Origin of the sequence: Paenibacillus sp. FSL R5-0490 (assembly GCF_001956215.1) — a bacterium.
GTDB lineage: Bacteria > Bacillota > Bacilli > Bacillales > Cytobacillaceae > Cytobacillus.
Genome location: NZ_MRTQ01000003.1, coordinates 46086 through 68118, shown reverse-complemented (window position 1 = coordinate 68118; position 22033 = coordinate 46086). Strand labels below are relative to the sequence as shown.

26 protein-coding genes are annotated in these 22033 nt (G+C 40.2%); 9 read left to right on the top strand and 17 right to left on the bottom strand.

Translation table 11 applies throughout. The annotated features are described in order from the left end of the window. Positions 1-26 precede the first annotated feature (26 nt). Positions 27-1019: a TAXI family TRAP transporter solute-binding subunit gene (locus tag BK139_RS03275; protein WP_076256740.1), complete on the bottom strand. Its 993-nt coding sequence runs from the start codon at positions 1017-1019 to the stop codon at positions 27-29. 229 nt (positions 1020-1248) lie between these two features. Here BK139_RS03275 and BK139_RS03270 point away from each other — a divergent pair, with 229 nt between their 5' ends. The 4 genes from BK139_RS03270 (at position 1249) to BK139_RS03255 (ending at position 3930) form a co-directional block, all read left to right on the top strand. After that, positions 1249-1971: an alpha/beta hydrolase gene (locus BK139_RS03270; protein WP_175609050.1), complete on the top strand. Its 723-nt coding sequence runs from the start codon at positions 1249-1251 to the stop codon at positions 1969-1971. Positions 1972-2160: 189 nt separating this feature from the next. Continuing rightward, positions 2161-2679 carry a YjcG family protein gene (locus tag BK139_RS03265; protein ID WP_076256736.1) on the top strand — a complete coding sequence of 173 codons (519 nt, stop codon included), beginning with the start codon at positions 2161-2163 and terminating at the stop codon, positions 2677-2679. Positions 2680-2683: 4 nt separating this feature from the next. Next, positions 2684-3106 carry a GNAT family N-acetyltransferase gene (locus tag BK139_RS03260; protein WP_076256734.1) on the top strand — a complete coding sequence of 141 codons (423 nt, stop codon included), beginning with the start codon at positions 2684-2686 and terminating at the stop codon, positions 3104-3106. Between the two features lie 149 nt (positions 3107-3255). Next, positions 3256-3930, top strand: a complete 675-nt coding sequence (locus BK139_RS03255; RefSeq protein ID WP_076256732.1) for a DUF421 domain-containing protein — start codon at positions 3256-3258, stop codon at positions 3928-3930. 31 nt (positions 3931-3961) lie between these two features. Here BK139_RS03255 and BK139_RS03250 read toward each other — a convergent pair whose 3' ends face one another. Further along, a complete protein-coding gene (locus BK139_RS03250) occupies positions 3962-4246 on the bottom strand; it encodes a hypothetical protein (protein WP_076256731.1) in 285 nt (94 codons plus the stop codon). Positions 4247-4449: 203 nt separating this feature from the next. Here BK139_RS03250 and BK139_RS03245 point away from each other — a divergent pair, with 203 nt between their 5' ends. After that, positions 4450-6768 (top strand): UvrD-helicase domain-containing protein, encoded by a 2319-nt coding sequence (locus BK139_RS03245; RefSeq protein WP_076256729.1) that lies wholly within the window; start codon positions 4450-4452, stop codon positions 6766-6768. A gap of 38 nt (positions 6769-6806) precedes the next feature. Here BK139_RS03245 and spoVIF read toward each other — a convergent pair whose 3' ends face one another. The 7 genes from spoVIF to BK139_RS03210 form a co-directional block, all read right to left on the bottom strand. Further along, positions 6807-7061 (bottom strand): sporulation-specific transcription regulator SpoVIF, encoded by a 255-nt coding sequence (spoVIF, locus tag BK139_RS03240; protein WP_076256981.1) that lies wholly within the window; start codon positions 7059-7061, stop codon positions 6807-6809. Positions 7062-7213: 152 nt separating this feature from the next. After that, positions 7214-7327: a YjcZ family sporulation protein gene (locus BK139_RS03235; RefSeq protein ID WP_019381501.1), complete on the bottom strand. Its 114-nt coding sequence runs from the start codon at positions 7325-7327 to the stop codon at positions 7214-7216. Between the two features lie 161 nt (positions 7328-7488). Beyond that, on the bottom strand, positions 7489-7845 hold the full coding sequence (spoVAE, locus tag BK139_RS03230) for a stage V sporulation protein AE (protein ID WP_035327302.1): 357 nt from the start codon (positions 7843-7845) through the stop codon (positions 7489-7491). A 13-nt stretch (positions 7846-7858) separates the two neighbouring features. Further along, positions 7859-8875, bottom strand: a complete 1017-nt coding sequence (spoVAD, locus tag BK139_RS03225; protein WP_076256727.1) for a stage V sporulation protein AD — start codon at positions 8873-8875, stop codon at positions 7859-7861. Further along, entirely contained in the window at positions 8875-9348 is a 474-nt protein-coding gene (gene spoVAC / locus BK139_RS03220; RefSeq protein ID WP_076256726.1) for a stage V sporulation protein AC, read from the bottom strand. Before spoVAC ends, spoVAD begins: the two co-directional genes overlap by 1 nt. Positions 9349-9363: 15 nt before the next feature. Then, positions 9364-9837 carry a YhcN/YlaJ family sporulation lipoprotein gene (locus tag BK139_RS03215; RefSeq protein WP_076256724.1) on the bottom strand — a complete coding sequence of 158 codons (474 nt, stop codon included), beginning with the start codon at positions 9835-9837 and terminating at the stop codon, positions 9364-9366. A gap of 343 nt (positions 9838-10180) precedes the next feature. Further along, the gene (locus BK139_RS03210) at positions 10181-10534 is read right to left on the bottom strand and encodes a DUF1360 domain-containing protein (protein ID WP_076256722.1); all 354 of its coding nucleotides are present in this window, start codon (positions 10532-10534) and stop codon (positions 10181-10183) included. A 131-nt stretch (positions 10535-10665) separates the two neighbouring features. On the opposite strand from BK139_RS03210, the gene BK139_RS03205 reads away from it, so the two are divergent. After that, positions 10666-11169, top strand: coding sequence for a CotY/CotZ family spore coat protein (locus BK139_RS03205; RefSeq protein ID WP_035327288.1), 504 nt, complete (start codon positions 10666-10668; stop codon positions 11167-11169). A 64-nt stretch (positions 11170-11233) separates the two neighbouring features. On the opposite strand, the gene BK139_RS03200 is transcribed toward BK139_RS03205, so the two are convergent. The 4 genes from BK139_RS03200 to mgtE all read right to left on the bottom strand — a co-directional run bounded on the left by BK139_RS03200 (position 11234) and on the right by mgtE (position 16050). Then, the gene (locus BK139_RS03200; protein WP_076256721.1) at positions 11234-11776 is read right to left on the bottom strand and encodes a CotO family spore coat protein; all 543 of its coding nucleotides are present in this window, start codon (positions 11774-11776) and stop codon (positions 11234-11236) included. 113 nt (positions 11777-11889) lie between these two features. Beyond that, positions 11890-12660: an enoyl-ACP reductase FabI gene (gene fabI / locus BK139_RS03195; RefSeq protein WP_076256719.1), complete on the bottom strand. Its 771-nt coding sequence runs from the start codon at positions 12658-12660 to the stop codon at positions 11890-11892. Positions 12661-12798: 138 nt separating this feature from the next. After that, positions 12799-14658, bottom strand: a complete 1860-nt coding sequence (locus BK139_RS03190; protein ID WP_076256717.1) for a monovalent cation:proton antiporter family protein — start codon at positions 14656-14658, stop codon at positions 12799-12801. A gap of 12 nt (positions 14659-14670) precedes the next feature. Continuing rightward, positions 14671-16050, bottom strand: coding sequence for a magnesium transporter (mgtE, locus tag BK139_RS03185; protein WP_076256716.1), 1380 nt, complete (start codon positions 16048-16050; stop codon positions 14671-14673). Positions 16051-16292: 242 nt separating this feature from the next. Here mgtE and prpE point away from each other — a divergent pair, with 242 nt between their 5' ends. Then, a complete protein-coding gene (gene prpE, locus BK139_RS03180) occupies positions 16293-17027 on the top strand; it encodes a bis(5'-nucleosyl)-tetraphosphatase PrpE (RefSeq protein ID WP_076256714.1) in 735 nt (244 codons plus the stop codon). Positions 17028-17403: 376 nt separating this feature from the next. Here prpE and BK139_RS03175 read toward each other — a convergent pair whose 3' ends face one another. From BK139_RS03175 to BK139_RS03160, 4 genes are all read right to left on the bottom strand, one after another. Next, the gene (locus BK139_RS03175) at positions 17404-18306 is read right to left on the bottom strand and encodes an RluA family pseudouridine synthase (protein ID WP_076256712.1); all 903 of its coding nucleotides are present in this window, start codon (positions 18304-18306) and stop codon (positions 17404-17406) included. A 39-nt stretch (positions 18307-18345) separates the two neighbouring features. Continuing rightward, the gene (locus tag BK139_RS03170; RefSeq protein ID WP_009331194.1) at positions 18346-19140 is read right to left on the bottom strand and encodes an NAD kinase; all 795 of its coding nucleotides are present in this window, start codon (positions 19138-19140) and stop codon (positions 18346-18348) included. Positions 19141-19166: 26 nt separating this feature from the next. Beyond that, complete coding sequence (gene yjbM / locus BK139_RS03165; protein WP_076256710.1) at positions 19167-19805, bottom strand: GTP diphosphokinase; 639 nt, start codon at positions 19803-19805, stop codon at positions 19167-19169. Between the two features lie 144 nt (positions 19806-19949). Continuing rightward, a complete protein-coding gene (locus BK139_RS03160; RefSeq protein ID WP_076256708.1) occupies positions 19950-20327 on the bottom strand; it encodes a UPF0738 family protein in 378 nt (125 codons plus the stop codon). A 198-nt stretch (positions 20328-20525) separates the two neighbouring features. On the opposite strand from BK139_RS03160, the gene BK139_RS03155 reads away from it, so the two are divergent. Then, complete coding sequence (locus BK139_RS03155; protein ID WP_076256706.1) at positions 20526-21119, top strand: CYTH domain-containing protein; 594 nt, start codon at positions 20526-20528, stop codon at positions 21117-21119. 29 nt (positions 21120-21148) lie between these two features. Next, a complete protein-coding gene (locus tag BK139_RS03150; RefSeq protein WP_076256705.1) occupies positions 21149-21790 on the top strand; it encodes a lytic transglycosylase domain-containing protein in 642 nt (213 codons plus the stop codon). Positions 21791-22033: the final 243 nt, after the last annotated feature.

Below are 22033 nucleotides of genomic sequence, written 5' to 3'. Positions count from 1 at the left end.
CATCATTCGATTATGTTAGTGAAAGATTATTCAGCTTTAAAGCCTTTTTCGTCAAAGTATTTTTTAGCACCAGGGTGCAGTTCAATACCAGTACCTTTAACAGCATTTTCAGCCTTAATCATTTTTCCTTTGGCATGTGTAACTTTATCAAGGTTTTCAAAGATTGCTTTCGTAATATCATAAACTACATCATCTGAAAGGTCATTTGAAACAACAAGCATTGCCTGTACTGCTACTGTCGGTACAGCTTCTGCAAGCTTATATGTTCCAGATGGCACTTCATCCTGCACATAGTAAGGATATTTCTCAATTAATGCATCAATTTTATCCTGCTCAATCGGAACAATCACAACATCTTCAGTTGCAGAAAGTCCTTCTACAGCACCTGTAGGTGTTCCGGCTGTAACGAATGCAGCATCAATATTGCCATCCTGGATTCCGGCAGTTGACTCATCAAAAGAAAGGTCCTGTTTTTGGATGTCATCCAATTTGATTCCATGCACTTCAAGAATCTGTTCTGCGTTTGCAGCAGTTCCTGAACCAGGCGCTCCGATTGAAACTTTTTTGCCTTTTAAGTCTTCAACAGATTTAATGCCAGATTTTGCAGTAGTAACGATCTGGATCGTTTCCGGATAAAGTGTGCCGATCGCACTTACATTGTCAACCGCTGCACCTTCAAACATTAATTTACCTTCTTGCGCATATGAAGCAATGTCAGTTTGAGAGAAAGCAATCTCTGCGTTGCCATCTTTCAGTGTGTTCATGTTTTCTGCAGATGCACCTGAAACTTCAGCATTTGTATCAATGCCTGTTGCATCAGAAATAATCTCAGCGAATGATCCGCCCAGCGGATAGTATGTACCGCCTGTTCCACCAGTCACGATGCTCATGAACTTAGGCTTGTCTGCGCCGCCTTCTCCATCTCCGCCGCCTTCATCTTTTCCGCCGCCGCAGGCTGCAAGAACCATAGAAAGCGCTAACAGAAGAGCTGTGGCTAGGAATATACTTCTCTTTTTCATCCTATTTCCCCCTTTTAAAGATTAGATTTTATCAATTATATACTAACATAAACCTTATTAGAATTGTCAAATGATTCCTAGCTGTATTATGATATGGAAACTTACTTACTCCAATAAAATTGCATTCCGGTCTATGAATGAGAATGCAAGTAAAAAGCAATTCCTATATATATATGATAAAATCATCATGTAAACTCTTACATAAAGACTAAACGGAGGAACAGACATTATGGATTACCCTAGAGGATCAATACAGGATATCAGCATTCAAAGCAAAGAACTGGGTGAAGAAGTTGAACTGCTCATTTATTTACCCGCCTCCTTCTCACCTTTATATAAATACACTGTTGTTATAGCTCAGGACGGGAAAGATTACTTCCAGCTGGGAAGAGTCGGGCGCATCGCAGATGAATTATTAGATGGAAAAGAAATCGAAAACATCATTATTGTTGGTGTCCCTTATAAAAACGTCAAGGACAGATGGGAGAAATATCATCCGGACGGCGGACAGCATAATGCATATATCCGTTTTCTTGCACATGAACTGGTTCCATATCTTGACCGGGAATTCCCTACCTATCAAATGGGAATGGGACGAGCACTTATGGGAGATTCCCTTGCTGCAACTGTTTCCTTAATGGCGGCCCTTCAATACCCTAATACTTTCGGGAGGTTAATTCTTCAATCACCTTATGTTGATAACTCCGTTTCAGAAGCAGTAAAGGAATTTACCCATCCTCACCTTCTTAATATTTATCATGTTATCGGGAAAGGCGAGACATCTGTAAAAACCACAGGAGGGGAAGAGAAAGATTTTCTTACTCCAAACCGGGATCTTTCCAATTTGTTTAAGCAAAGGAAATTTCCTTACTTCTATGATGAATTCGATGGAGATCATACATGGACATACTGGCAGCCTGATTTAAAAAGGGCATTAAAGTTTATGTTTTAACTGGAAATTGAGTAAAAAGAACTATACTCCGCTATAAAAAGATTACCTAAGCTCACTGCTTTTTATTGTGAAAAAAGGTATAATTATATAGTGAATTTAGAAAATTTGCTATAATAGTTCAACATAGTGTTTTTCATTTAAGTTAACCTGCAAATTATAAAAATTATTAATAAACATGGAGGTTGTTGTATGGAGACTAATTACGGCATCGTTATTTTCCCGTCAAAAAAGCTGCAGGATTTGGCCAATTCTTATAGAAAGCGGTATGACCCGCATTATGCTCTAATTTCTCCGCATATAACTTTAAGATCGCGCTTTGAAGCATCTGAAGAAGAAATAAAGCAGCTGACAGAAACGCTTTATCAAATAGCTAAGAAACACGACCCATTTCAAATAAATGCATCAAAAATCAGCTCTTTCCAGCCTGTCAACAATGTGATTTATTTCAAAATTGAGCCTTCAGCACAGCTCGAAGAGTTACATATTGAACTAAATGATCATATTAGCGGAGAAACACCCGAATATAATTTTGTCCCACATATTACCATCGGGCAAAAACTCTCCAATGATGAGCATTCAGATGTTTATGGAAGCTTAAGGATGCAGCCCGTGAATCATGAAGAGGTTATAGATCGTTTTCACCTTCTGTATCAGCTGGAAAATGGTTCTTGGACCGTATATGAAACATTCAGGCTAGGAAAGGAATAGTGAAATGGAAGTAAAAGTTGTATCATCTGAGCAAGAACTGCTAGATGCTTTCTCAGTAAGGAAACACGTTTTTGTCAGCGAGCAAAATGTTCCTGAAGAAGAGGAAATCGATCAGTTCGAGGACGAAGCAGTCCATTTTGTGCTTTATAATAATGGCATGCCAGCAGGTGCCGGAAGGTTTCGTACCGTTGACGGCAATGGCAAAGTGGAAAGAATTTGCGTATTGAAGGAACACCGCAAGAGCGGATCCGGAAAAGCAATAATGGATAAAATTGAGGAACATGCTTTGAAACAAGGATTGTCTGCCTTAAAATTAAATGCCCAGACTCAGGCCATACCTTTTTATGAAAAACTGGGCTATAAGGTGATCTCTGAAGAATTTATGGATGCAGGAATCCCGCACCGTACAATGAAGAAAACGATATAACGGACAAGCTCCTGCCATGATGGCGGGAGCTTTTTTGATGCCTCATCCCAGACAACACGCGTTAGAAGCTGCTTTGAAACTTATATGCAATAATTTTCGGGCTGTCTGCAAACACTATTTGGGATACAGCATTCTAAGGAGTGGTTTGAATGGAATATTTACATATCTTAAGTGTACTTGTGGTAGGATATTTTTTCTTGTTTATTATGGCGAAACTCCTGGGAAAAACACAAATTACACAAATTACTCCTTTTGATTTTATCTCTGCCATCGTGCTAGGCGAGCTGGTTGGCAATGCTTTATACGACCAGGAGACTGGAATACCCGAAATTTTCTTTGCTGTTACAGTATGGGGAACTTTAATTTACGCGACGGAAATCCTTACTCAGAAATATAAACGGGCACGCAGGCTTCTTGAAGGTGAACCCTCAATAGTTATAAAAAAAGGGAAAATTATTTACGAAGAACTGAAGAAAAATCATCTTGATATCAATCAGCTTCAGCACCTCCTCCGATCAAAAGATGTTTTTTCAATCAGGGAATGTGAATATGCCATTCTGGAAACAGATGGAACGGTCAGCGCATTAAAAAAGCCGCTTTTCGCGGCACCAACTATTCAGGATTTAAATCTCCCAATAAATAATGCAGAACTGCCTGTAACATTAATTTTAGACGGAGAGGTGGTTTGGGATAATCTTAAGAGCATTAATTGGGACGAAAAGATACTAAAGAAAGAAATAAAAAAATGGGGAGCGAACGGTGTCAAAGATGTTTTGTATGCTGAATGGAAAAAAGGAGAGGCATTGCACGTGCAAACGTACTAAGCCTCTCCTTTTTCTGCCTGATGCCTCTTTCTTAAATACATTCACTAATAAAACGCCCTTTTCCTGTCAGCTCTCCATATGTTTCTTCTGCTTTTTTCCTTGTGTTGCGTGTTTGGGTGTCTTCCCGCTCTTTAGTAATTGATTTAGTTGACCTTCTTTGAAAATCAAGGGGGAGTTCGTGGCGGAAAGCTTTTTCATTGGATTGTGCTGATATCCTGGAAACTGGCACGAAGCGGAAAGGATCATACTTTGTGCCAATCTCTCTTTCTGCATACTGATTATATTGATATGAAGTTACAGGCAGAATATAGCCCATGAAGACTCCCCTTTCAATTATGTATTTATCTGATTATAAAAGAATACGTAACTATATTTAATTTTATGTACCCGTTTCCATGAAATTTTAAACAGAAAAGCACTTTAGAATCCTTTACCGGTTTGTTATGATTAAATTTGTCTTGTTGTTATAAAGAAATAATATTGTTAAACTCGGCAATTTATATATAATGGGGTATTTTTATGAAAACAGCAAAGTTACATAATAAGACTGTGGATCTGGAACAATTGAACAGAGAAAGTTTTCAGCATATTTATGAAGAAGGCAAAAAAGGAAAGCTGTGCTGTCCTGATTGCGGAGCTTCTGTCCGTTTGTATTTGGGAATTATTGAGGAACCTCATTTTTATCATATTCATCAGAGCAGCAGAACGTGCAAAGATATAATTCTTAACACCGAACCAGTCCAGACTGAGACTGAAGAATATATAGAAAGAAATGGGTTTAAAATTCCTGTTTCGAGGTCAATTGCTTCAGCGGCAATAAAGGAAACCGAATCAGCCTTTAAAAAAGCTCAGCCGGTAAAAAATATCCCACCCTATATTAATGAAGGTACTGCGAGTCCCAGTTTCCCTGATGAATACCTAAAGTCCCTTTCACAGGCAGGTGTATTCTTAGATAAACAGCAGGCAGCGGCTGTGTCTCATTTAGATGGCCCGCTGCTCGTTCTTGCAGGTGCAGGCAGCGGCAAAACCCGTGTTTTAACAACACGAACTGCTTTTATGCTTCGCGAGAAAAATATCGACCCTAAATCCATAATGCTTGTTACATTTACAGCTAAGGCTGCTGCTGAAATGAAGGAGCGCCTTATCCAATACCCCGGAATGGATGCCCGAAAGGTCAGGCAAATTGTTTCAGGCACTTTTCACAGCTTATTTTATCGGATCCTATCTTTCCACAATCCGGATAAATGGGCTTCAGGAAAGCTTCTTAATAAAGAATGGCAACGGGAACAGATTATTAAAGAATCCAGCAAAGACTTAAAACTCGATGAAAAGGAATTCGCCTTTGATCTTGCCCTCCAGCAAATCAGCTATTGGAAAAATTCTCTTATCATACCTGGCAAGGTAAACCCAAAGAATGATTGGGAGAAACAAACTGCTATTCTTTATCAAAGGTATGAACAAACAAAAACAAAAAAAGAATTATTTGATTTTGATGATATGCTTACAGGCTGCCATGCCCTTTTTCTGGAAGAGCCAGAGATTCTTGAACAATATCAAAATCGCTTTCATTATTTCCTGATTGATGAGTTCCAGGATATTAATAATGTTCAATATGAGCTAATGAAAATGCTGTCTGATAAAACTAAAAATGTCTGTGCCGTGGGAGACGATGATCAATCTATATATGCCTTCAGAGGAAGCGATCCCCAATACCTTTTGGATTTCGAGAAAGATTTCCCTGGTGCCAAGGTAATAACATTGAACCAGAATTACCGCTCTGCTCATGAGATTGTATCAGCTGCAAACAAAATCATTTCTCTGAATAAATTTAGACGTCCCAAAAGCATGAGTGCTCAATTTTCCGGTGGACAGCACCCCTTCCTCTTTTTTCCTTATGATGAGGAAGAAGAAGCTACGATGATCCTGACTGATATCCGGGAAAAAATTGAAGAAGGATATGAACCGGGGGATTTTGCAGTATTATTCCGTACCCATACCGGGAGCAGAGCCATTTTTGAGCGGCTGGCTAATTCCAGCCTTCCCTTTAAATTGGATCAGGATGCCGAATCATTTTATGAACGATTTATTGTTCGAAGCATGCTTGCTTTTCTAAAGCTATCGGTAAATGAGGATGACCAAAATGCTTTAAAGGATATGCTGCCTTCTTTGTTTGTTAAACAATCCGTCCTTCAGGATATTAAGGCAGAAAGCATCTTACAGGATTGCTCATTGCTGGAGAGCCTGAAGTTTATAAAAACAGGCTTTGCTTTTCAGGAAAGCAAATTAAAAAAAGTGATCCCTGTTACAAGATCAATCTCAGGGCTTACTCCCACCGCCGCAATTGAAACGGTTGAAAAAGAATTGGGATTTCAGGACTTTATAAAAAAACGAGGCAATGAAGGCAATAAAATGGATAAAGGCTCTGATGATATAAAAGATTTGAAGGTCGCTGCGCGTAATTTCCAGTCTCTTCAAGAGTTTCTGGAGCATACTGAACATATGAAAGCCATGAACAAAGAAATTAAGCGCCTAAGCAGAAATAATGATAATGCCGTTACATTAAGCACTATCCACCGTGCGAAAGGGCTTGAATATAATGTGGTATATGTTGCCGGTGCAGTTGAAGGAAACCTCCCGCATGATCATGCTCTGGAAACTTACCGTTCAGGTGAGTCTGCCCCATTAGAGGAAGAGCGAAGATTAATGTATGTTGCTGTAACAAGGGCCAGGAAGGATTTATATATATCTGTGCCGGAAAAAAGGCGTGGACGAAAGGCATATCCATCAAGGTTCCTTGCCCCCATCACAAGAAGCGGCAGAAACAAAGACGAAAAATAAACAGAAGACCTGGCTGCTAACCCGGCCAGGCCCTTCTGTTATTTTTTATTCATCATCTGGGAAATGGTATTAAAGTCAAGCTGCTTACCATCAGCAACGATCGATTTGACAATCTTATCTTCCATATCCTTTGAGACGGGTTTGTTTGCAATCTGAGAAACCCTTTTGATTACATTTCGCACTGTTTTCTCATCTTTAAAATTTGCACTCTGCAAAGAGCCGGCCAGTTCAAATACATCCTTCATATTTACGCCTGTTTTCTTTTCAAGGTTTTTAAAAAAGTTGTTATCCATGCTGCTCAATCACGCTCCTTCATTTACTCTTTTATATCTTATGAAGGTGGGCGGAAAACGTGAAATGTATTAATCATTAATCATTTATGTACATTATATACAAAAAAGCCGACACAAAACCTGCTGCCGGTTCTGAGTCAGCTCTTTACAATCTAGTTGTAGAAACTTGCTCCGACGATAATGAGTAAAATGAATAGGACGACGATTAAAACAAACGTATTTCCATAGCCCCCGCCATATCCGCAGCCTCCATAGCCATAGCCCATGCCTCTCACCTCACTTGGATTTCTCCCTACACAATATGTGATTAATAAGCAGGATGTATGGGCAAGCTCCCAAGACGGGCTTGGATTATTCTTTCAGATGGAATAAGGGGCCTGTACTATATAACTTAAAGGAGCATTCCTCTGTATTTTCCTTTTGTCCTTTAACCTTTCGGCTTAAAAATTAATGCACCGATAAAACCGAAAATAATGGCTGCTGAAATACCGGAGCTGGTCACTTCGAACATTCCTGTCAACACGCCGACCAGCCCGTGTTGATCAGCTTCCTGAAGGGCTCCATGGACAAGGGAATTGCCAAAGCTGGTTATCGGGATTGTCGCACCGGCTCCGGCAAAATCCGCAAGTGGTTCATATAGTCCGACACCATCCAAAACAGCTCCTATTACAACTAAAAGACTCAATGTATGGCCTGGTGTCAGTTTAAAAACATCAAACATTATTTGGCCGAATACACAAAACAGGCCTCCAATTACAAAAGCCCAGAAAAACATAGGCAGCATTCAATTTCCTCCTCTAATTCATTTCGATAGAAACAGCATGGGCAATACAGGGAATACTTTCACTCTGCTGGAATGTCAAAGGCGATAATAGCGCACCCGTTGCGACCACAAGAATTCTTCTATAAGCCCCTTGCTTCATTTGATTTAAGAGATGACCGTACAAAACAGTAGCCGAGCACCCTGCACCGCTCCCTCCGGCCTGGACTGGCTGATCATCTTTATAAATCATTAATCCGCAATCTTTAAATTTCTCTCTGTCTATTTTCAACCCATTATTTGTGAGCAGTTCATAAGCCGTTTCCTGGCCAATTCTGCCAAGGTCCCCTGTGACAATCAAATCGTAATGGGATGGATCGAGCTGCATGTCCTTAAAATGTGCCGTAATGGTATCTGCTGCTGCAGGCGCCATTGCCCCTCCCATATTAAAAGGATCTGTCAAACCCATGTCAATTACTTTGCCGATGGTGGCTGAAGTGGTAACCGGCATATTAGGTCCTCCAGCTGCTTTAGCGGATACCAGAGCCGCACCTGCACCAGTTACTGTCCATTGGGCTGTTGGAGGTTTCTGGCCTCCGTATTCTGTAGGATATCTAAATTGCTTTTCAACAGCGGCATTATGACTGGAAGCTCCTGTCAAAACGTAATCAGCACCCCGGTAATTGACAATGAAGGATGCCAGAGCAAGTCCTTCCATTGAAGTTGAACAAGCTCCAAAGATCCCGAAATAAGGGATTTTATTGGCTCTTGCACTTAAACTTGAAGGTGTTATCTGATTAATTAAATCCCCTGCTATATAAAACTGAACATCCTCCTTTTGGAGATTTGCTTTATTTAAGGCCGTTTGCCCCGCCTCTTCCAAAAGGATCCGGTGCGCTTTCTCATAAGAGTCTTCACCCATCCATAAATCATCATGAAGAACATCAAAATCCTCTGACAGATTGCCATTTGCCTCAAAAGGCCCGCCTGAAACACCGGCTGCTGCAATGACCGGGAGATTCTGAAAAACCCAGGATTGTTTTCCCTTCAGCATTAAATAACCCCCCAAATAGTTAATAACGTTTTTATCAGGGCTACTACAAAAGCAGAAAATACACCAAAAAGTATAACTGATCCAGCGAGCTTGAACATGTTCCCGCCTACACCCAGCACAAAACCTTCCGTTCGATGCTCAATAGCAGCTGAAATGACAGCATTCCCAAAGCCTGTTACAGGAACGGCGCTGCCTGCTCCTGCGAACTGTCCCAAACGGTCATATACCCCAAAGCCTGTCAGCAGCATGGAAATAAAAATCATGGTAGCAACAGTTGGATTTCCCGCTGTCTGTTCGGTGAAATTAAAGAAATAGATATAAAAATACGTTATTGCCTGTCCAACAGTACAGATAAGACCTCCTACCCAGAAAGCACGAATACAATTTTTCAGGACCGGGCGTTTAAGTTCATGCTTTTGCTCAAGCTTCTCATATTGCTGCTGTTCAGGGGTTTTATTACTTTTTTTGCTCATGATTCCCGCTCCCTCCTATGTCATTTCATTTTTAAGTTTAATGATTTTATCAAGCTTCTTTTTAGCCTCTTTGTCTGTAAATTCGGGATCTTTCATTTTTTCCTGGAGTTCTACTGCCTCAATAAAGATTTTATAATCACTTGAAACAATGAAGTTCTCATCAGGATATTTCTCCTCAAGCATTTTTGTCATTCTCTTTTCAATTTTTTTCATGTGGAATCGCTGCAGGTGCTTCACCTTATAGGCTACAAGTGTATCCCCATTGCTTTTGACCACAGCTACATCATAAAGTTCTTTCATTTTTTCAACGTCATGCTCAATGTTTTTGACTAAATCCAAATTTTCCTTCGTATTTTTATCAATTAATACTGCAGGCGGATGGGTCGTTTTGAGGAGTGCAAGGTCGCTGTCCGTTACCTTTCCATCATCGCTGCATCCTGATAATAAGTTCAGTGAAAATGCAATAATCAATAACAGTCTCTTTTTCATATTAGTCCCTTCCTATGTAAAATCTTTAATTATATTGTCCTCGAAATGTATTGGATTTATGAACATTAATATCCAGCCTATTTTTACCAGAAAAAAACCAAAAAAAATAGCCGGAAACACCGGCTCCTATTTTTTTATTGTTTTTTTCCGCAGCCGCATCCCTTTTTCTTTTTCTTTTTCTTTTTCTTAATGACCGGCTGAGATTTTTCCGTTTGCTGATCTTTATCCTGATTAATCATCGATGAGGCCCTCCATTAACAATAATTTTCCACTAAATAATTTATGCGGAGCCTCAGGAGCTTGTGTAAAACAAACGCCCAAATAAAATATAAATAGACCTATGCTAATCAATCAGTTTTTGCACAATGACTTCTATAATAGCTGCCAGTCCCGCAACTGCTAAAATAAGCAGCACCGGAGCTGCAAAAGATGCATACAAGTAATAGGAAGCATATAAAAGTATGGCACTCCACACACCAGTACACCAATAACAGCTTAAAAGCTCCCCGAAAAAGCTCCGAACTCTTCCTTCTTTCACTACCCAAAAAACTTCTATTTCGCCGTTTTCATCTTTTTCTTCCACTTCTTCCAGAAAAGGCTTGCGCAAAAATTCGGTGATTTTATCAAATACAATCAGTCTGGTCAGCCTGAAGCTTGCAAGAGCTAAAATCAGCAGTTCCATAGGTGTTATGTCCATTTATTTCACCTCAACTATAAAAAAATAGCCTATTTTTTGAAAAAACAAGGCGTTTGTCCGTAACCCATAGGGCACTTCGGCAATATGTTAGTAGTGTAGACCACAAGAAACAAACAAGGAGGAAAACAAAAATGGGTTGTGGAAAAAAAGACGACTTCAAAGGCAAAAGCTGTGTATGTGAAGTACTTCGTGCTATAAAAGATATTCAAGATAACGCAGATGATTCGTGCGAATGCCCTTCAAACTGTTTCCTGGAGCCGCTTGGAGCTATATCACCTTCCGGCAGAAAGCGCCATAAGCGTCCAGATACACGCGTATTCACACTAAAAACTGCGGACGGGTCACCATTCCATGCATTCTTTACAGGAAATGACTGTGCTTGTGTATCGATCTTCTTTAGAGTAGAAGAAGTATTTGATAATTGCTGTGCAGTGCTTCGCGTTCTGGAGCCAGTAAACAGAAAATCTGGCCCTGACAAAACCGTAAACCTAGTTGATGACTGCTGCATCGACCTGAAAAAGGTTTGCGAAGTTGACTACTTCCGCAGTACAAATGATTGCGTAACAGTTGACTTAACATGCTTCTGCGCTGTTCAATGTATTGCAGATGTTGACCTGGATATTTGCGAAGACTAATTAAAAGAGGCCAGCCGAACATTCGGCTGGCTATTTTTTTGCCGGCCTGCTTTAGCAATAAGATCTACCTTCTAAGACCAATCATTTTGACGGCTTTTAATGATTGAAGATTTAATTTTTCAGTACTTTCATCAAATAACTTTACCTCAATCCATTCTTCATTTTTTGAAACAAGAAATCCCCTTATGGCCTTTTCCCCGGTTTCAAATATGCATGGTATGGGCGGAAGCTGTTTTGGAAAATCAATTAAGTAATCCAGGCGTTCAAGTGTGTCCATTTCCTTAAAACTCTTTACACGATTGAAAGATGGTTTTCTTTTTTCAGTCGTAAAAGCAAAGGATGCACCTTTTTTCTCTTCTCTCCCGGATTCATACTCTTCAATGGCTTCCTGCACTTCAATTTGCCCAGCAGTATTTTCGATTTTTTCTTCCGGCACCGTTTGTTCCTCTTTAGTGCCAGCCAAATCCAATAAACTGTCATTTTGTTTCTCCTTGCGCTCCTGCTCTGCTTTTCTGCTGGAATAGATGGTTTGCATCCTGTTTTCAGGAATTTGAAAATTCGGCTGCTGTATATAGAATAAAGGTTCTTTTTCTCTTTTCTCAGTCACTATGCCCACCTCCGCAATCGATATGGTTCGTCGTATTATATGTATGCAGAAAATGGGCTTTCGTTTCTGAGGAAATAAAAAAAGCCCGCTCACATTGGAGCGGACAAATTCTATTAAAGGATATGATAGCCGGAATCTACGTGAATATTTTCACCCGTTATTCCTCTGGACAGGCTGCTGAATAAGAATAAAGCAGTATCTCCTACTTCTTCAGGAGTCGTGGTTTTGCGGAGCGGAGCTTTTTCTTCAATTTCTTTAAGGATCGCATTAAATTCGCTTATTCCTTTAGCAGAAAGAGTCCTGATTGGGCCGGCTGAAATGGAATTAACCCGAATTCCATCTTTTCCAAGGTCATTAGCCAAATATTTAACGCTTGCATCAAGGGATGCTTTTGCCACACCCATAACATTATAATTCTTCACAACCTTTTCCCCGCCAAGGTATGTAAGAGTCACAATGCTTCCGCCTTCTGCCATTAATCCCTTTGCTTCCTTTGCAACAGCAGTCAGTGAATAAGAACTGATATTGTGAGCCAGCAGGAACCCGTCTCTTGTTGTGTTCATGTATTCTCCCTGAAGTTCTTCCTTATGAGCAAAGGCGATGCAATGGGCAATTCCATGAATTACACCTGCTTCTTCCTTAATTGTGCTGAAACATTTAGCGATGTCATCATCACTTGTTACATCACATGGAAGTACTAATGAATGTGCATCTTCCAATGATTCAGCTAATTCGCGAACACTTTTCTCCAGTCTTTCTCCCGCGTATGTAAAGATTAAACGGGCACCGGCATCATGAAGTGATTTGGCTATTCCCCATGCAATGCTTCTTTTATTAGCTACACCCATTACGACGAATGTTTTTCCATTTAAAGAAAGAGTCATTATTAAATCCTCCTGATTTATTATTACATGTTATTAGTACCTAGTACTAATTGTACATCAATTCTGTGCAAAAGAAAAGCCGAAAAAAATCCTGTTGTCATTGAAGGATTTTTTTCGGCAAGATGAAGTCAATCAGATCTAACACCATTCACAAAATTCAAGTTCCCGTTTTAATTCATCAACGTATTCCTTAGATCCTGTAACAATCAAGCGGTCATTGACATGCAGTTCAGTATCTCCGTGAGGAACAATGGAATCCTTTCCTCTAAATATCCGGACGAATATTACATCCCCCGTAAACGGGAATCTTCGAAGCATCATGCCTTCAAACTGCTCATTCTTTAATCGGATTTCATATAAAGCCGTCTCCTGGTTCGTTAATATGTTCACCACACTTGGTGACTCGATTAATGCACGAAGCAGCGCCTTTGAGGAAAGAATAGTTGAAAACAATTCAATGTCATGCTCCCGAAGCGTTTCTTCCATATCAGGGCTTTCCATCCGGCAAATGACCCGGTCCACTCCCTTATCTTTAAAAGCAATGGATAATGTAGCATTTGTCTCTTCATCTCCTGTGGAGATTACAACAATATCCGACTCAAAAGCCGCTGTGCCTTCGAAATTTTCAATATCAAACTCATCTACTTCAATGATATCGAACAAAGAGTCCGCTATCTGCTTTTCCGCCTTTTCCTGCTTCTTATGATATAAAGCCGGCTCGTAAAGGGATGACTTAAGCTCATTATAGATCGGCATAGTCATTTGGTTTGCACCAATAAAGGATACTTTAAGCTTCTTCTCCTCAGCAGCTTCTTGAGGAAATAGCTTTTTAAAGACAACAGGTGTGAATATACTTGTTATGACAGCAACTAAAATTAATGTGCCGCTCATTTCTGCAGTTATAACACCCATTCTTTCGCCTATTGTTGCTGCAGCAATAACAAGGGAAAGAGTTGATGTTAACAAGAAACCTGAGGCGATAACCGTTTTAATGTCATACCATCTTTTTAAGATATAAATCGGTAAAAGCTTTGACAGCAGCAGAGCAATCAGCAGCAATGGTATAAGCATAAGCATCTTCGGATCTCCGAACAACGTCCATACGTCCAGTCCTACCCCAACCATTACAAAGAAAATGGGTATAAGGAACCCGTATCCAAAAGAATCCAGCTTATGGATCATTTCCTGATTTGGCGCCAGCAGGGATACAAGAACCCCGGCAAGGAATGCACCCAAAATATTCTCTGCCCCGACTGTTTCTGATAATGCCACAAGGAAAATAATTAGTGCAAATACTGCTCTTGTTCCAATCTGAACAGTCCCTGTCGACATCGCCTCAAGAAAATTAAGGTTCTTAAACCTTCTGCCGAGGAAATACAGCAATACGCCAACACCAAATAAGATGAGAAGGAGCCATGTATTTCCTCCGCCTTTGTCATTCAGAGATACAAATACAGCCAATAAAATCATTGTAGCCAAATCTGCAATAACTGCGATTAAAAGAATAATTTGGCCAATGCCTGTTTTCATCAAGTGTGCTTCCTTAAGAGTCGGAACTACAACTCCCAAAGAGATGGTGGAAATAATTAAAGTCATTAAAAAAGCATTATCAATGAATCCTGCCCAGACAAATAAATAGGATAGTCCTAATGAAACAAAGAATATTCCTATAAAAACAATTGAAGACACTGCAAATGAATTTGGCTCAAGTTTTCCGCTGGGCAGCGTTTCTCTCTTCTTTGAAGAAGAAAAAGCTGTAAAGTCAATCTCAAGTCCGCTCAGGAACATTAAAAATATAAATCCAAGTGTCGAAAGAGTTTCAAGCCACATATCCTCATGGACGATATTAAAACCGCTCTTACCGATAATTAAACCAATAAGAATCTCAGCCACCACTACCGGAATAAAATTAATTTTCAGCCGGTGCAGTAATATCGGCGTAAGAAAAGCGGCAATAATAACAATGACAAGTGATGCAACCGATGCCCCATGTTCCATAAATTAACCCCCTTAACCTGTTAAATAACTCATAAATAATGTCGCCATTCCAAAATAAATTAAAATACTGATTAGATCATTGATGGTTGTAATAAATGGACCAGACGCTACAGCCGGATCAATTTTCATCCTGTGCATTAGTAAAGGGATTAGTGCACCTGCAAGGGTGGCAACGATCAATGTAAACAATATTGAAACGCCAACTAAAACACCCAGAAAGAAATTTCCTTTCCAGAAATAAACAATGAAAGTAACAAGAATACCGCAAATACTTCCATTGATTAAGCCGGTCCCTGCTTCCCTTATCACCAATTTCCATTTATTTTCTTTTTCAAGGTCTCCTGTAGCAATTCCCCGGACAGCAACGGCCAATGCCTGAGTCCCGGTATTTCCAGCCATCCCTGCAATAAGAGGAATGAAAACAGCCAGTATGGCCACCTTATCCAATGTGTTCTCAAACCTTCCGATAAGGCTTGCAGTTAACATACCCAAAAACAGCAGGATGATAAGCCATGGAAGCCGTTTACGCGCAGCAGAAACCGGATTCCGGTCAATGTGATCCATATCCGATACAGCAGCTAATTTGGAATAATCATCAGATGCTTCTTCTTCCATGACATCCATAACATCATCAACTGTAATAATACCCAGCAAATGATTTTGAAAATCGACAACTGGAACAGCCAGGAAGTTATAATCCTTAATTTTTCTTGCGACTTCTTCCTGGTCTTCACCCACAGATACGGAAACTACTCTGTCACTGGTGATTTCTGAAATCATCGTGTCATCGTCACTTACTATTAAATCCCTTAATGAAATGACGCCAATAAGCTTCTTATCGTCATTTACAACGTACACATAATAAATGGTTTCAGCTCTTGGCGCTTCATTCTTTAAGATATACATAGCAGAACGAACGGTCTGATTGGCTGACAGAGAGACAAATTCAGTTGTCATAATACTTCCTGCTGTATATTCTTCGTAATGAAGCAAATCCTTAATTTCTTTTGCGGATTCATCATCCATAATTGTTAAATAGCTGACAACCTGGTCTTTATCAAGTTCATTTAAAACATCAACCGCATCATCGGCATACATTTCTGAAAGCATATCTGCTGCATAGTGGGGATTCATTTCAGCAAGAACGTCTTTATAATCTTCTTCCTCAATCTCCAGGTTTTCAAAAAGAGCTGCCATTTCTTCAGGAGATAGATATAGATAAATTTTTGCACGTATGTCCTCATCCAGATCTTTAAAAAATGAAGCCTGATCATATGGGTGCATATCAAGAAATTCATTTCTAAAGATATCAATTTCTTCATTTTGTAAAGATTGGATTAAAAGACTGGCGTTGATTTGAGATCCTGATCTTTCCTCTGCATGATTTTCCATACAAAATTAACCTCCTTTCATACCATAAAGATCCATACTCTGTTGGATAACAGAAAAATGTACTTCACTATACTAGCAAATCTTTGTTTTTTTGTCGTCTCTGAGCAATTTGTAAATTTAATTTCCCCATTCCTCGAACTTTACAATCGTTAAAGCTTTATCTGCATCGGAAAAATAATGCGTTATGATAAAGATTATGAAAGTTGATATGATAACAGTAGAACTTTAAAGGAGCATAAAAAATGAGAATTGATATTATTGGTGATATTCACGGCTGCTTTGCTGAATTTAAGGAGCTGACTTTAAAGCTGGACTATATCTGGGAAAAGGGATTTCCTGTCCATCCAAGCGGCAGAAAACTGGCCTTTGTGGGAGACTTAACTGACAGAGGCCCAGATTCACTTGCAGTCATTGATGCAGTATATAACCTTGCAGCAAACAACTTGGGATACTATGTCCCGGGCAACCATTGCAATAAACTCTACCGCTTCTTTTTAGGGAATAAAGTGCAAATTACACATGGACTTGAAACAACAGTCGCTGAATATGAGCAGCTGTCTCCCGAAGCACAGGATGAGGTCAGACAGAAATTTATGGAGTTATATGAAAACGCACCTCTGTATCGTGTAATCGATAATAACAAACTGGTTATCGCACATGCTGGAATGAAGGAAAGCTATATTGGGAAACATTCTTCAAAAGTAAAAACCTTTGTTCTGTATGGTGATATTACAGGAGAAAAAAATCCTGACGGCACACCTGTAAGACGTGATTGGGCAAGAGAGTATATGGGTGAGGCTGTAATCGTCTATGGCCATACTCCCTTAAAGGAAGTGAGGAGAATTAATAACACCTATAATATTGATACAGGCGCTGTTTTTGGCAATAAGTTAACCGCGCTTAGATATCCGGAAATGCAAGTGGTATCTGTCCAATCCCGCATGCCTTATTTTGAAGAGAAATTCAGGAAGATGTAACCAAAAAGCCGGCAAATGCCGGCTTTTATAAAGTGAAACTTCAATCAGTGGGGAGCTCTTTATCCCCCACTGATTGTTAGTTGAGGCCCACAGGACAAGGAAGGCTTCGTCAGTATGAGAATCGCACGACCAAATGCGAAAGCTTTTGGGAGGATGTGGCGTTCTTAGTCTTTGTCCTTCTTTCGGGCCTTTACATTATAAAGCGAGGCGACTTGCCCAGGGGTGACAAGTATAAGACGAGCAGATGGCGGGAAGTGCTTTTGTTCCCATCAGCTGATTGGCTTATGACCTCGAGCCCCTAGGAGCCGCAGCTAGATTGGGCAGTTTGACTCCCACTTATCCTCCTTTGATTCCTCTGAGTCTTGAAGTGGGGGTCTTACTGCCCGTTAGACTGCGACAAAAGACAATTCATGTCTTCCGGGAGCTGTTGTTCAAATATAAGGGTTTTGTGCAGGATTGGATGTTCGAAGGAAAGGCTGCAGCAATGCAGCGCCTGCCGCCTGATGAACAGCCTTGTGCCCCCGTATAATTCGTCGCCTGCAAGAGGAAAACCAAGCCATGCCAAATGAACTCTGATCTGATGAGTTCTGCCAGTTTCAAGCTTCAGTTTTACGTGTGTAAATTCTTTATGCCGGCCGATGACCTGATAATGAGTACATGCATATTGGCCTTCCTCACTGACTTCCCGCTCAATTATACTGTCTTTCTTTCGCGCAATCGGCTGTTCTATTGTTCCTGCATCCGGGCAGATTGAGCCTTCAGCAAAGGCTTCATACACGCGATGGATTTTTCGTGAGCGCTGCTGTTCGCTGAACAAATGATGTACATGCCTGTATTTAGCAATCAGAACCAGGCCAGAAGTATCTCTATCCAGTCGTGTCACAATATGGGCAGCAGACTTTAAGCCGATTCGCTGATAATATCCAATCAGCCGATTAGCCAGACTTCCGGAAGGATGTTCTCTGGAAGGAATGGAATTCACACCTGCCGGTTTGTTTACTACAAGAAGGTAATCATCTTCATAAAGAATATCCAGGGGCAAGTCTTCCCCCTTCATGCCTTCACTTGGAACTTCTTCAGGGAAACCAACCTGAAGGACATCACCTTCTCTTAACACATAGCGGACATTGACTTCCTGATTATTCACTTGAATAAAGCCGCCGGCAAATTTTATATCTGTCAGTGCAGTTTTGGAAATATGATTGTCTTTTAAAAATTCCCTGATTAACAAGCCCGACTGCCGGGCTTTAATTTTCCATTGTAATTCAAAACGCGCCATGAGCTGTAGGCTCCTGTTCTGTCAGATGGTGACCTTTCTTCAATCAGCAACAAAAGAATCGTGGACCCTTTTCCAGAATGGAAATGGCCTGAACCTCGCAAAACGGATCTTTTCATCTGCCACTCTGAATTGAATTGATTTTACATCTTTATGGAGAAGTGTCAAATGATCAATAGTAATTTGAAAATCCGGTTCATTCACAGGCTTCAGCATGCATGTATGGTGGGCCGGCAGTACGAGCGGCGAGCCCACTGTACGGAATACCTTGTTATTAATGGAAGCCATTTCAGCAAGCTGGATGGCAGGCAAAGAAGGGTGAAGAATTGCCCCTCCAAGCGCCTTATTATAAGCAGTACTTCCTGATGGTGTAGAAACACACAGGCCATCTCCGCGGAACCGTTCGAAATGCTGGCCTCGTATCTCCACATCCATAACTAAGGTACCTTCTACAGCCTTGACCGTAGATTCATTTAATGCAAGATAACGGGTTTCTTTCCCGCCATGCTGGTAGCGGATAATCACTTCTAGGAGCGGATATTCAATTACCTGATACGGGGTTTTGGCAATTGCAATAACAAGCTTTTCTATTTCCTCCGGAACCCAGTCTGCATAAAAGCCAAGATGGCCTGTGTGTATACCTACAAAGGCGGTCTTGTCCAGGCGGCTGCTGTATCGGTGAAAGGCGTAGAGTAGAGTGCCATCCCCGCCTACCGATATGACTATATCAGGCTCTTCTTCATCATATGTAAGCTCGAAGTCCAATAAATAGGTTCTCATTTTGTGCATGAGTGTATTCGATTTTGAATCTCCTTTTGAGGTAATGGCAAATTTCATCTTATCCAAGCTCCTCTTTTATACTGTTAGTTTTCTCCCTTTTGCTGTTTTTCTTTTTTTCTTGTAAAGAATGCCTGGGCATCCTGGATTTCCCCGCGGATGAGCGACATTTCTTCATCCAGCCTGAAAGCAGCCTCTGCCGCCCGCTGAAGCCTCATCTGAATATCCTCAGGAAATTGGCCCTTATATTTGTAGTTCAGGGAATGTTCAACCGTGGCCCAGAAATTCATGGCAAGAGTTCTGATCTGAATCTCCGCAAGTATTTTCTTTTCTCCCTTGATTGTCTGAACTGGATAACGGATCACGACGTGGTAAGAACGGTAACCGCTTGCTTTTTTATGAGATATATAATCTCTTTCTTCAACTATTTCAAAGTCATTTCTTTTTCTTAGCAGTTCAACCACTCTCTTAATATCATCAACAAATTGGCACATCATTCTTACACCGGCAATATCCTGCATTTCTGATTCCAATCTGTCGAGTGGAATGCCTTTTTGATTTGCCTTATCTAGAATGCTGGCAATTGGCTTTACCCTTCCGGTAACAAATTCAATCGGAGAATGAGAAGAATCCATTTCAAATTGGCTTCTCATTCCTTTAAGCTTTATTTTCAACTCTTCAACCGCCTGCTTATATGGCGCCAAAAATAAGTCCCAATGCTTCACCTGCAACACCACCAAATATCCGAAATAAAAAAGACGGCAACCGTACTGCACCTGGATGGCAGGTGCTTACATGCTCCTGTGAATCAGAAAAATAAATCTCTATTCAAATACATAGCCTATCTCTATATCCAAGTATTAAGCCGCTTAAACATCCAATTGGAATACATTCTCTACTTTTTCTACCATTTCATTTCCATAATTGCTGTTCCCGCGGATATTTTCTATTAAGTCTCCTAATTCCTCATGAAATCCTGCAAGCTCAAGGCGAGCTTGATTAATGTCAGAAGCATAAACCCTCATGCGGCCATCTAGTGCCTTCTTTAATTCCGGCCAGACTGTTTCCGGAAGGGAAATATATGTATAGTCATCGTTTTTCTCTGCTATATAAATAAATGAAAGATTGTCGGAATCAGCTAATATTTGCTGCATAGCGGTTAAGCCTGAAACGGTCCCAGACTCTATTCCCAAGATTAATTCATTTCCTATCCATTCTGCATTTACAATTGTAAGTTTCTGTTTCATTTTTCTACCTCCATTGTCATTACCTATTCTATCGCAGATTTTATGGACAGTAAAACCCCTGCTGCAATTTTTACAGCAGCAGGAATCAAACTCCCCTGAATGAATTTATCACAAGCCTAAAAAGCTCTTCAAAGGATTGAAGTCCATGCTAAATAAGGAGATAATACAGATAATTACTTTTTACTGAGGTGTACAGGCTTGTCTAATAAAAATATTGAAATCGAATTTAAAAACATGATCACCAGAGATGAATTTACCGCTTTAATGAATTTTTTGAATTTAAGAAGTGAAGATTTTTCCGAACAGGAGAATCATTATTTTGATACACCTGATTTTTTATTGAAGGAAAAAGGAAGTGCCTTAAGGATCAGGCAGAAAAACGGCTCGTTTGAATTGACTCTAAAACAGCCCCACCCTGAAGGGCTGCTGGAGACTAATGAAGATCTTTCGGAGTCCGAAGCAGCAGAGATGATTCAGACAGGGAAAGTCCCAAGGGAACAGATAAAAAAATCATTAGAAGAGCTTGGCATAAAGACAAATAACCTTCAATACTTTGGCACTCTCGCAACAAAACGTGCAGAAAAGGAATACATTAAAGGATTGGCTGTTCTTGATCACAGCCGATATTTAAATAAGGAAGATTTTGAGATAGAATTTGAAGTAGATAATCGGAAGGAAGGGCAAATGGTTTTTCTTAATTTACTTCAGCAGCTTAACATTCCTGTCAGAAAGACCGAAAATAAAATTAAGAGGTTTTATAACGAAAAATACAGACAGCAAAAGGCCGAATAGTAACTGACCTTTTGTCAAGGAGCAATACAATGAACATAGATCAGTTAAAACTATTGATGGAGCTGCAGGCACTGCAAGGCTTCAATAACTCTAAACAAACAAATACTTCTAACCCTCTGTTTCAAGAGCTGCTGGCAGGGCTGGTTTCGGAAAACAATGGTTCATCACTTCAAACCACCGGCGGACTTGGAGCAGTTGCATCTTTAAAGCCTTATATTAGCGCTTTACAAACCGATTCTCCTGCAGCTGCTTCTCTACCGCCTGTTAAGCTAACCAAGTTAGCTGAATCCTCAAAAAGTGATTTTGATGATTTGATTCATAAAGCATCAGATATGTTTAATGTGCCTGTTAATCTGATTAAGTCAGTCATTAAGCAGGAATCAAACTTTAATCCGAATGCTGTTAGTCATGCAGGTGCTTCCGGCTTGATGCAGCTTATGCCGGAAACAGCCAGGGGGCTTGGTGTTAAAAATATCTTCGACCCTGCAGAGAACATTTTTGCAGGAGTCAAATATTTACGGCAAATGATGGACAGATATGGGGATAATGTAGAACTGGCACTGGCAGCCTATAATGCCGGACCTGGAAATGTAGATAAATACGGGGGTATACCGCCTTTTAGAGAAACACTAAATTACATAAAGAAAGTTACCACTTCGTTTTTGGCTTAAGCTTCAGAACGGCCGCCCGACTTACCGGGCGGCTTTTTTATGTTTTTTTCAGCAAATGTTCCGGATTGACAGCATGGGCTTAATCCATACTAAAAAATAAGCTGGCTAAGGAGACGTTAATAGTGTACATAAGCTATTTGTTTGAGATATAAATCCCTCATTGATAAAATATAAAGAGATTAAAGCAATTGATATTAAATAGGAAGTTTTTTACAATGATTAACTCATAAAAGGAGTTTTAAA

Coding starts and splice junctions, on each gene's coding strand:
- BK139_RS03275 (WP_076256740.1), bottom strand. CDS start 1,019: ATGAAAAAGAGAAGTATATTCCTAGCCACAGCTCTTCTGTTAGCGCTT.
- BK139_RS03270 (WP_175609050.1), top strand. CDS start 1,249: ATGGATTACCCTAGAGGATCAATACAGGATATCAGCATTCAAAGCAAA.
- BK139_RS03265 (WP_076256736.1), top strand. CDS start 2,161: ATGGAGACTAATTACGGCATCGTTATTTTCCCGTCAAAAAAGCTGCAG.
- BK139_RS03260 (WP_076256734.1), top strand. CDS start 2,684: ATGGAAGTAAAAGTTGTATCATCTGAGCAAGAACTGCTAGATGCTTTC.
- BK139_RS03255 (WP_076256732.1), top strand. CDS start 3,256: ATGGAATATTTACATATCTTAAGTGTACTTGTGGTAGGATATTTTTTC.
- BK139_RS03250 (WP_076256731.1), bottom strand. CDS start 4,246: ATGGGCTATATTCTGCCTGTAACTTCATATCAATATAATCAGTATGCA.
- BK139_RS03245 (WP_076256729.1), top strand. CDS start 4,450: ATGAAAACAGCAAAGTTACATAATAAGACTGTGGATCTGGAACAATTG.
- spoVIF (WP_076256981.1), bottom strand. CDS start 7,061: ATGGATAACAACTTTTTTAAAAACCTTGAAAAGAAAACAGGCGTAAAT.
- BK139_RS03235 (WP_019381501.1), bottom strand. CDS start 7,327: ATGGGCTATGGCTATGGAGGCTGCGGATATGGCGGGGGCTATGGAAAT.
- spoVAE (WP_035327302.1), bottom strand. CDS start 7,845: ATGCTGCCTATGTTTTTCTGGGCTTTTGTAATTGGAGGCCTGTTTTGT.
- spoVAD (WP_076256727.1), bottom strand. CDS start 8,875: ATGCTGAAGGGAAAACAATCCTGGGTTTTTCAGAATCTCCCGGTCATT.
- spoVAC (WP_076256726.1), bottom strand. CDS start 9,348: ATGAGCAAAAAAAGTAATAAAACCCCTGAACAGCAGCAATATGAGAAG.
- BK139_RS03215 (WP_076256724.1), bottom strand. CDS start 9,837: ATGAAAAAGAGACTGTTATTGATTATTGCATTTTCACTGAACTTATTA.
- BK139_RS03210 (WP_076256722.1), bottom strand. CDS start 10,534: ATGGACATAACACCTATGGAACTGCTGATTTTAGCTCTTGCAAGCTTC.
- BK139_RS03205 (WP_035327288.1), top strand. CDS start 10,666: ATGGGTTGTGGAAAAAAAGACGACTTCAAAGGCAAAAGCTGTGTATGT.
- fabI (WP_076256719.1), bottom strand. CDS start 12,660: ATGACTCTTTCTTTAAATGGAAAAACATTCGTCGTAATGGGTGTAGCT.
- BK139_RS03190 (WP_076256717.1), bottom strand. CDS start 14,658: ATGGAACATGGGGCATCGGTTGCATCACTTGTCATTGTTATTATTGCC.
- mgtE (WP_076256716.1), bottom strand. CDS start 16,050: ATGGAAAATCATGCAGAGGAAAGATCAGGATCTCAAATCAACGCCAGT.
- prpE (WP_076256714.1), top strand. CDS start 16,293: ATGAGAATTGATATTATTGGTGATATTCACGGCTGCTTTGCTGAATTT.
- BK139_RS03175 (WP_076256712.1), bottom strand. CDS start 18,306: ATGGCGCGTTTTGAATTACAATGGAAAATTAAAGCCCGGCAGTCGGGC.
- BK139_RS03170 (WP_009331194.1), bottom strand. CDS start 19,140: ATGAAATTTGCCATTACCTCAAAAGGAGATTCAAAATCGAATACACTC.
- BK139_RS03160 (WP_076256708.1), bottom strand. CDS start 20,327: ATGAAACAGAAACTTACAATTGTAAATGCAGAATGGATAGGAAATGAA.
- BK139_RS03150 (WP_076256705.1), top strand. CDS start 21,149: ATGAACATAGATCAGTTAAAACTATTGATGGAGCTGCAGGCACTGCAA.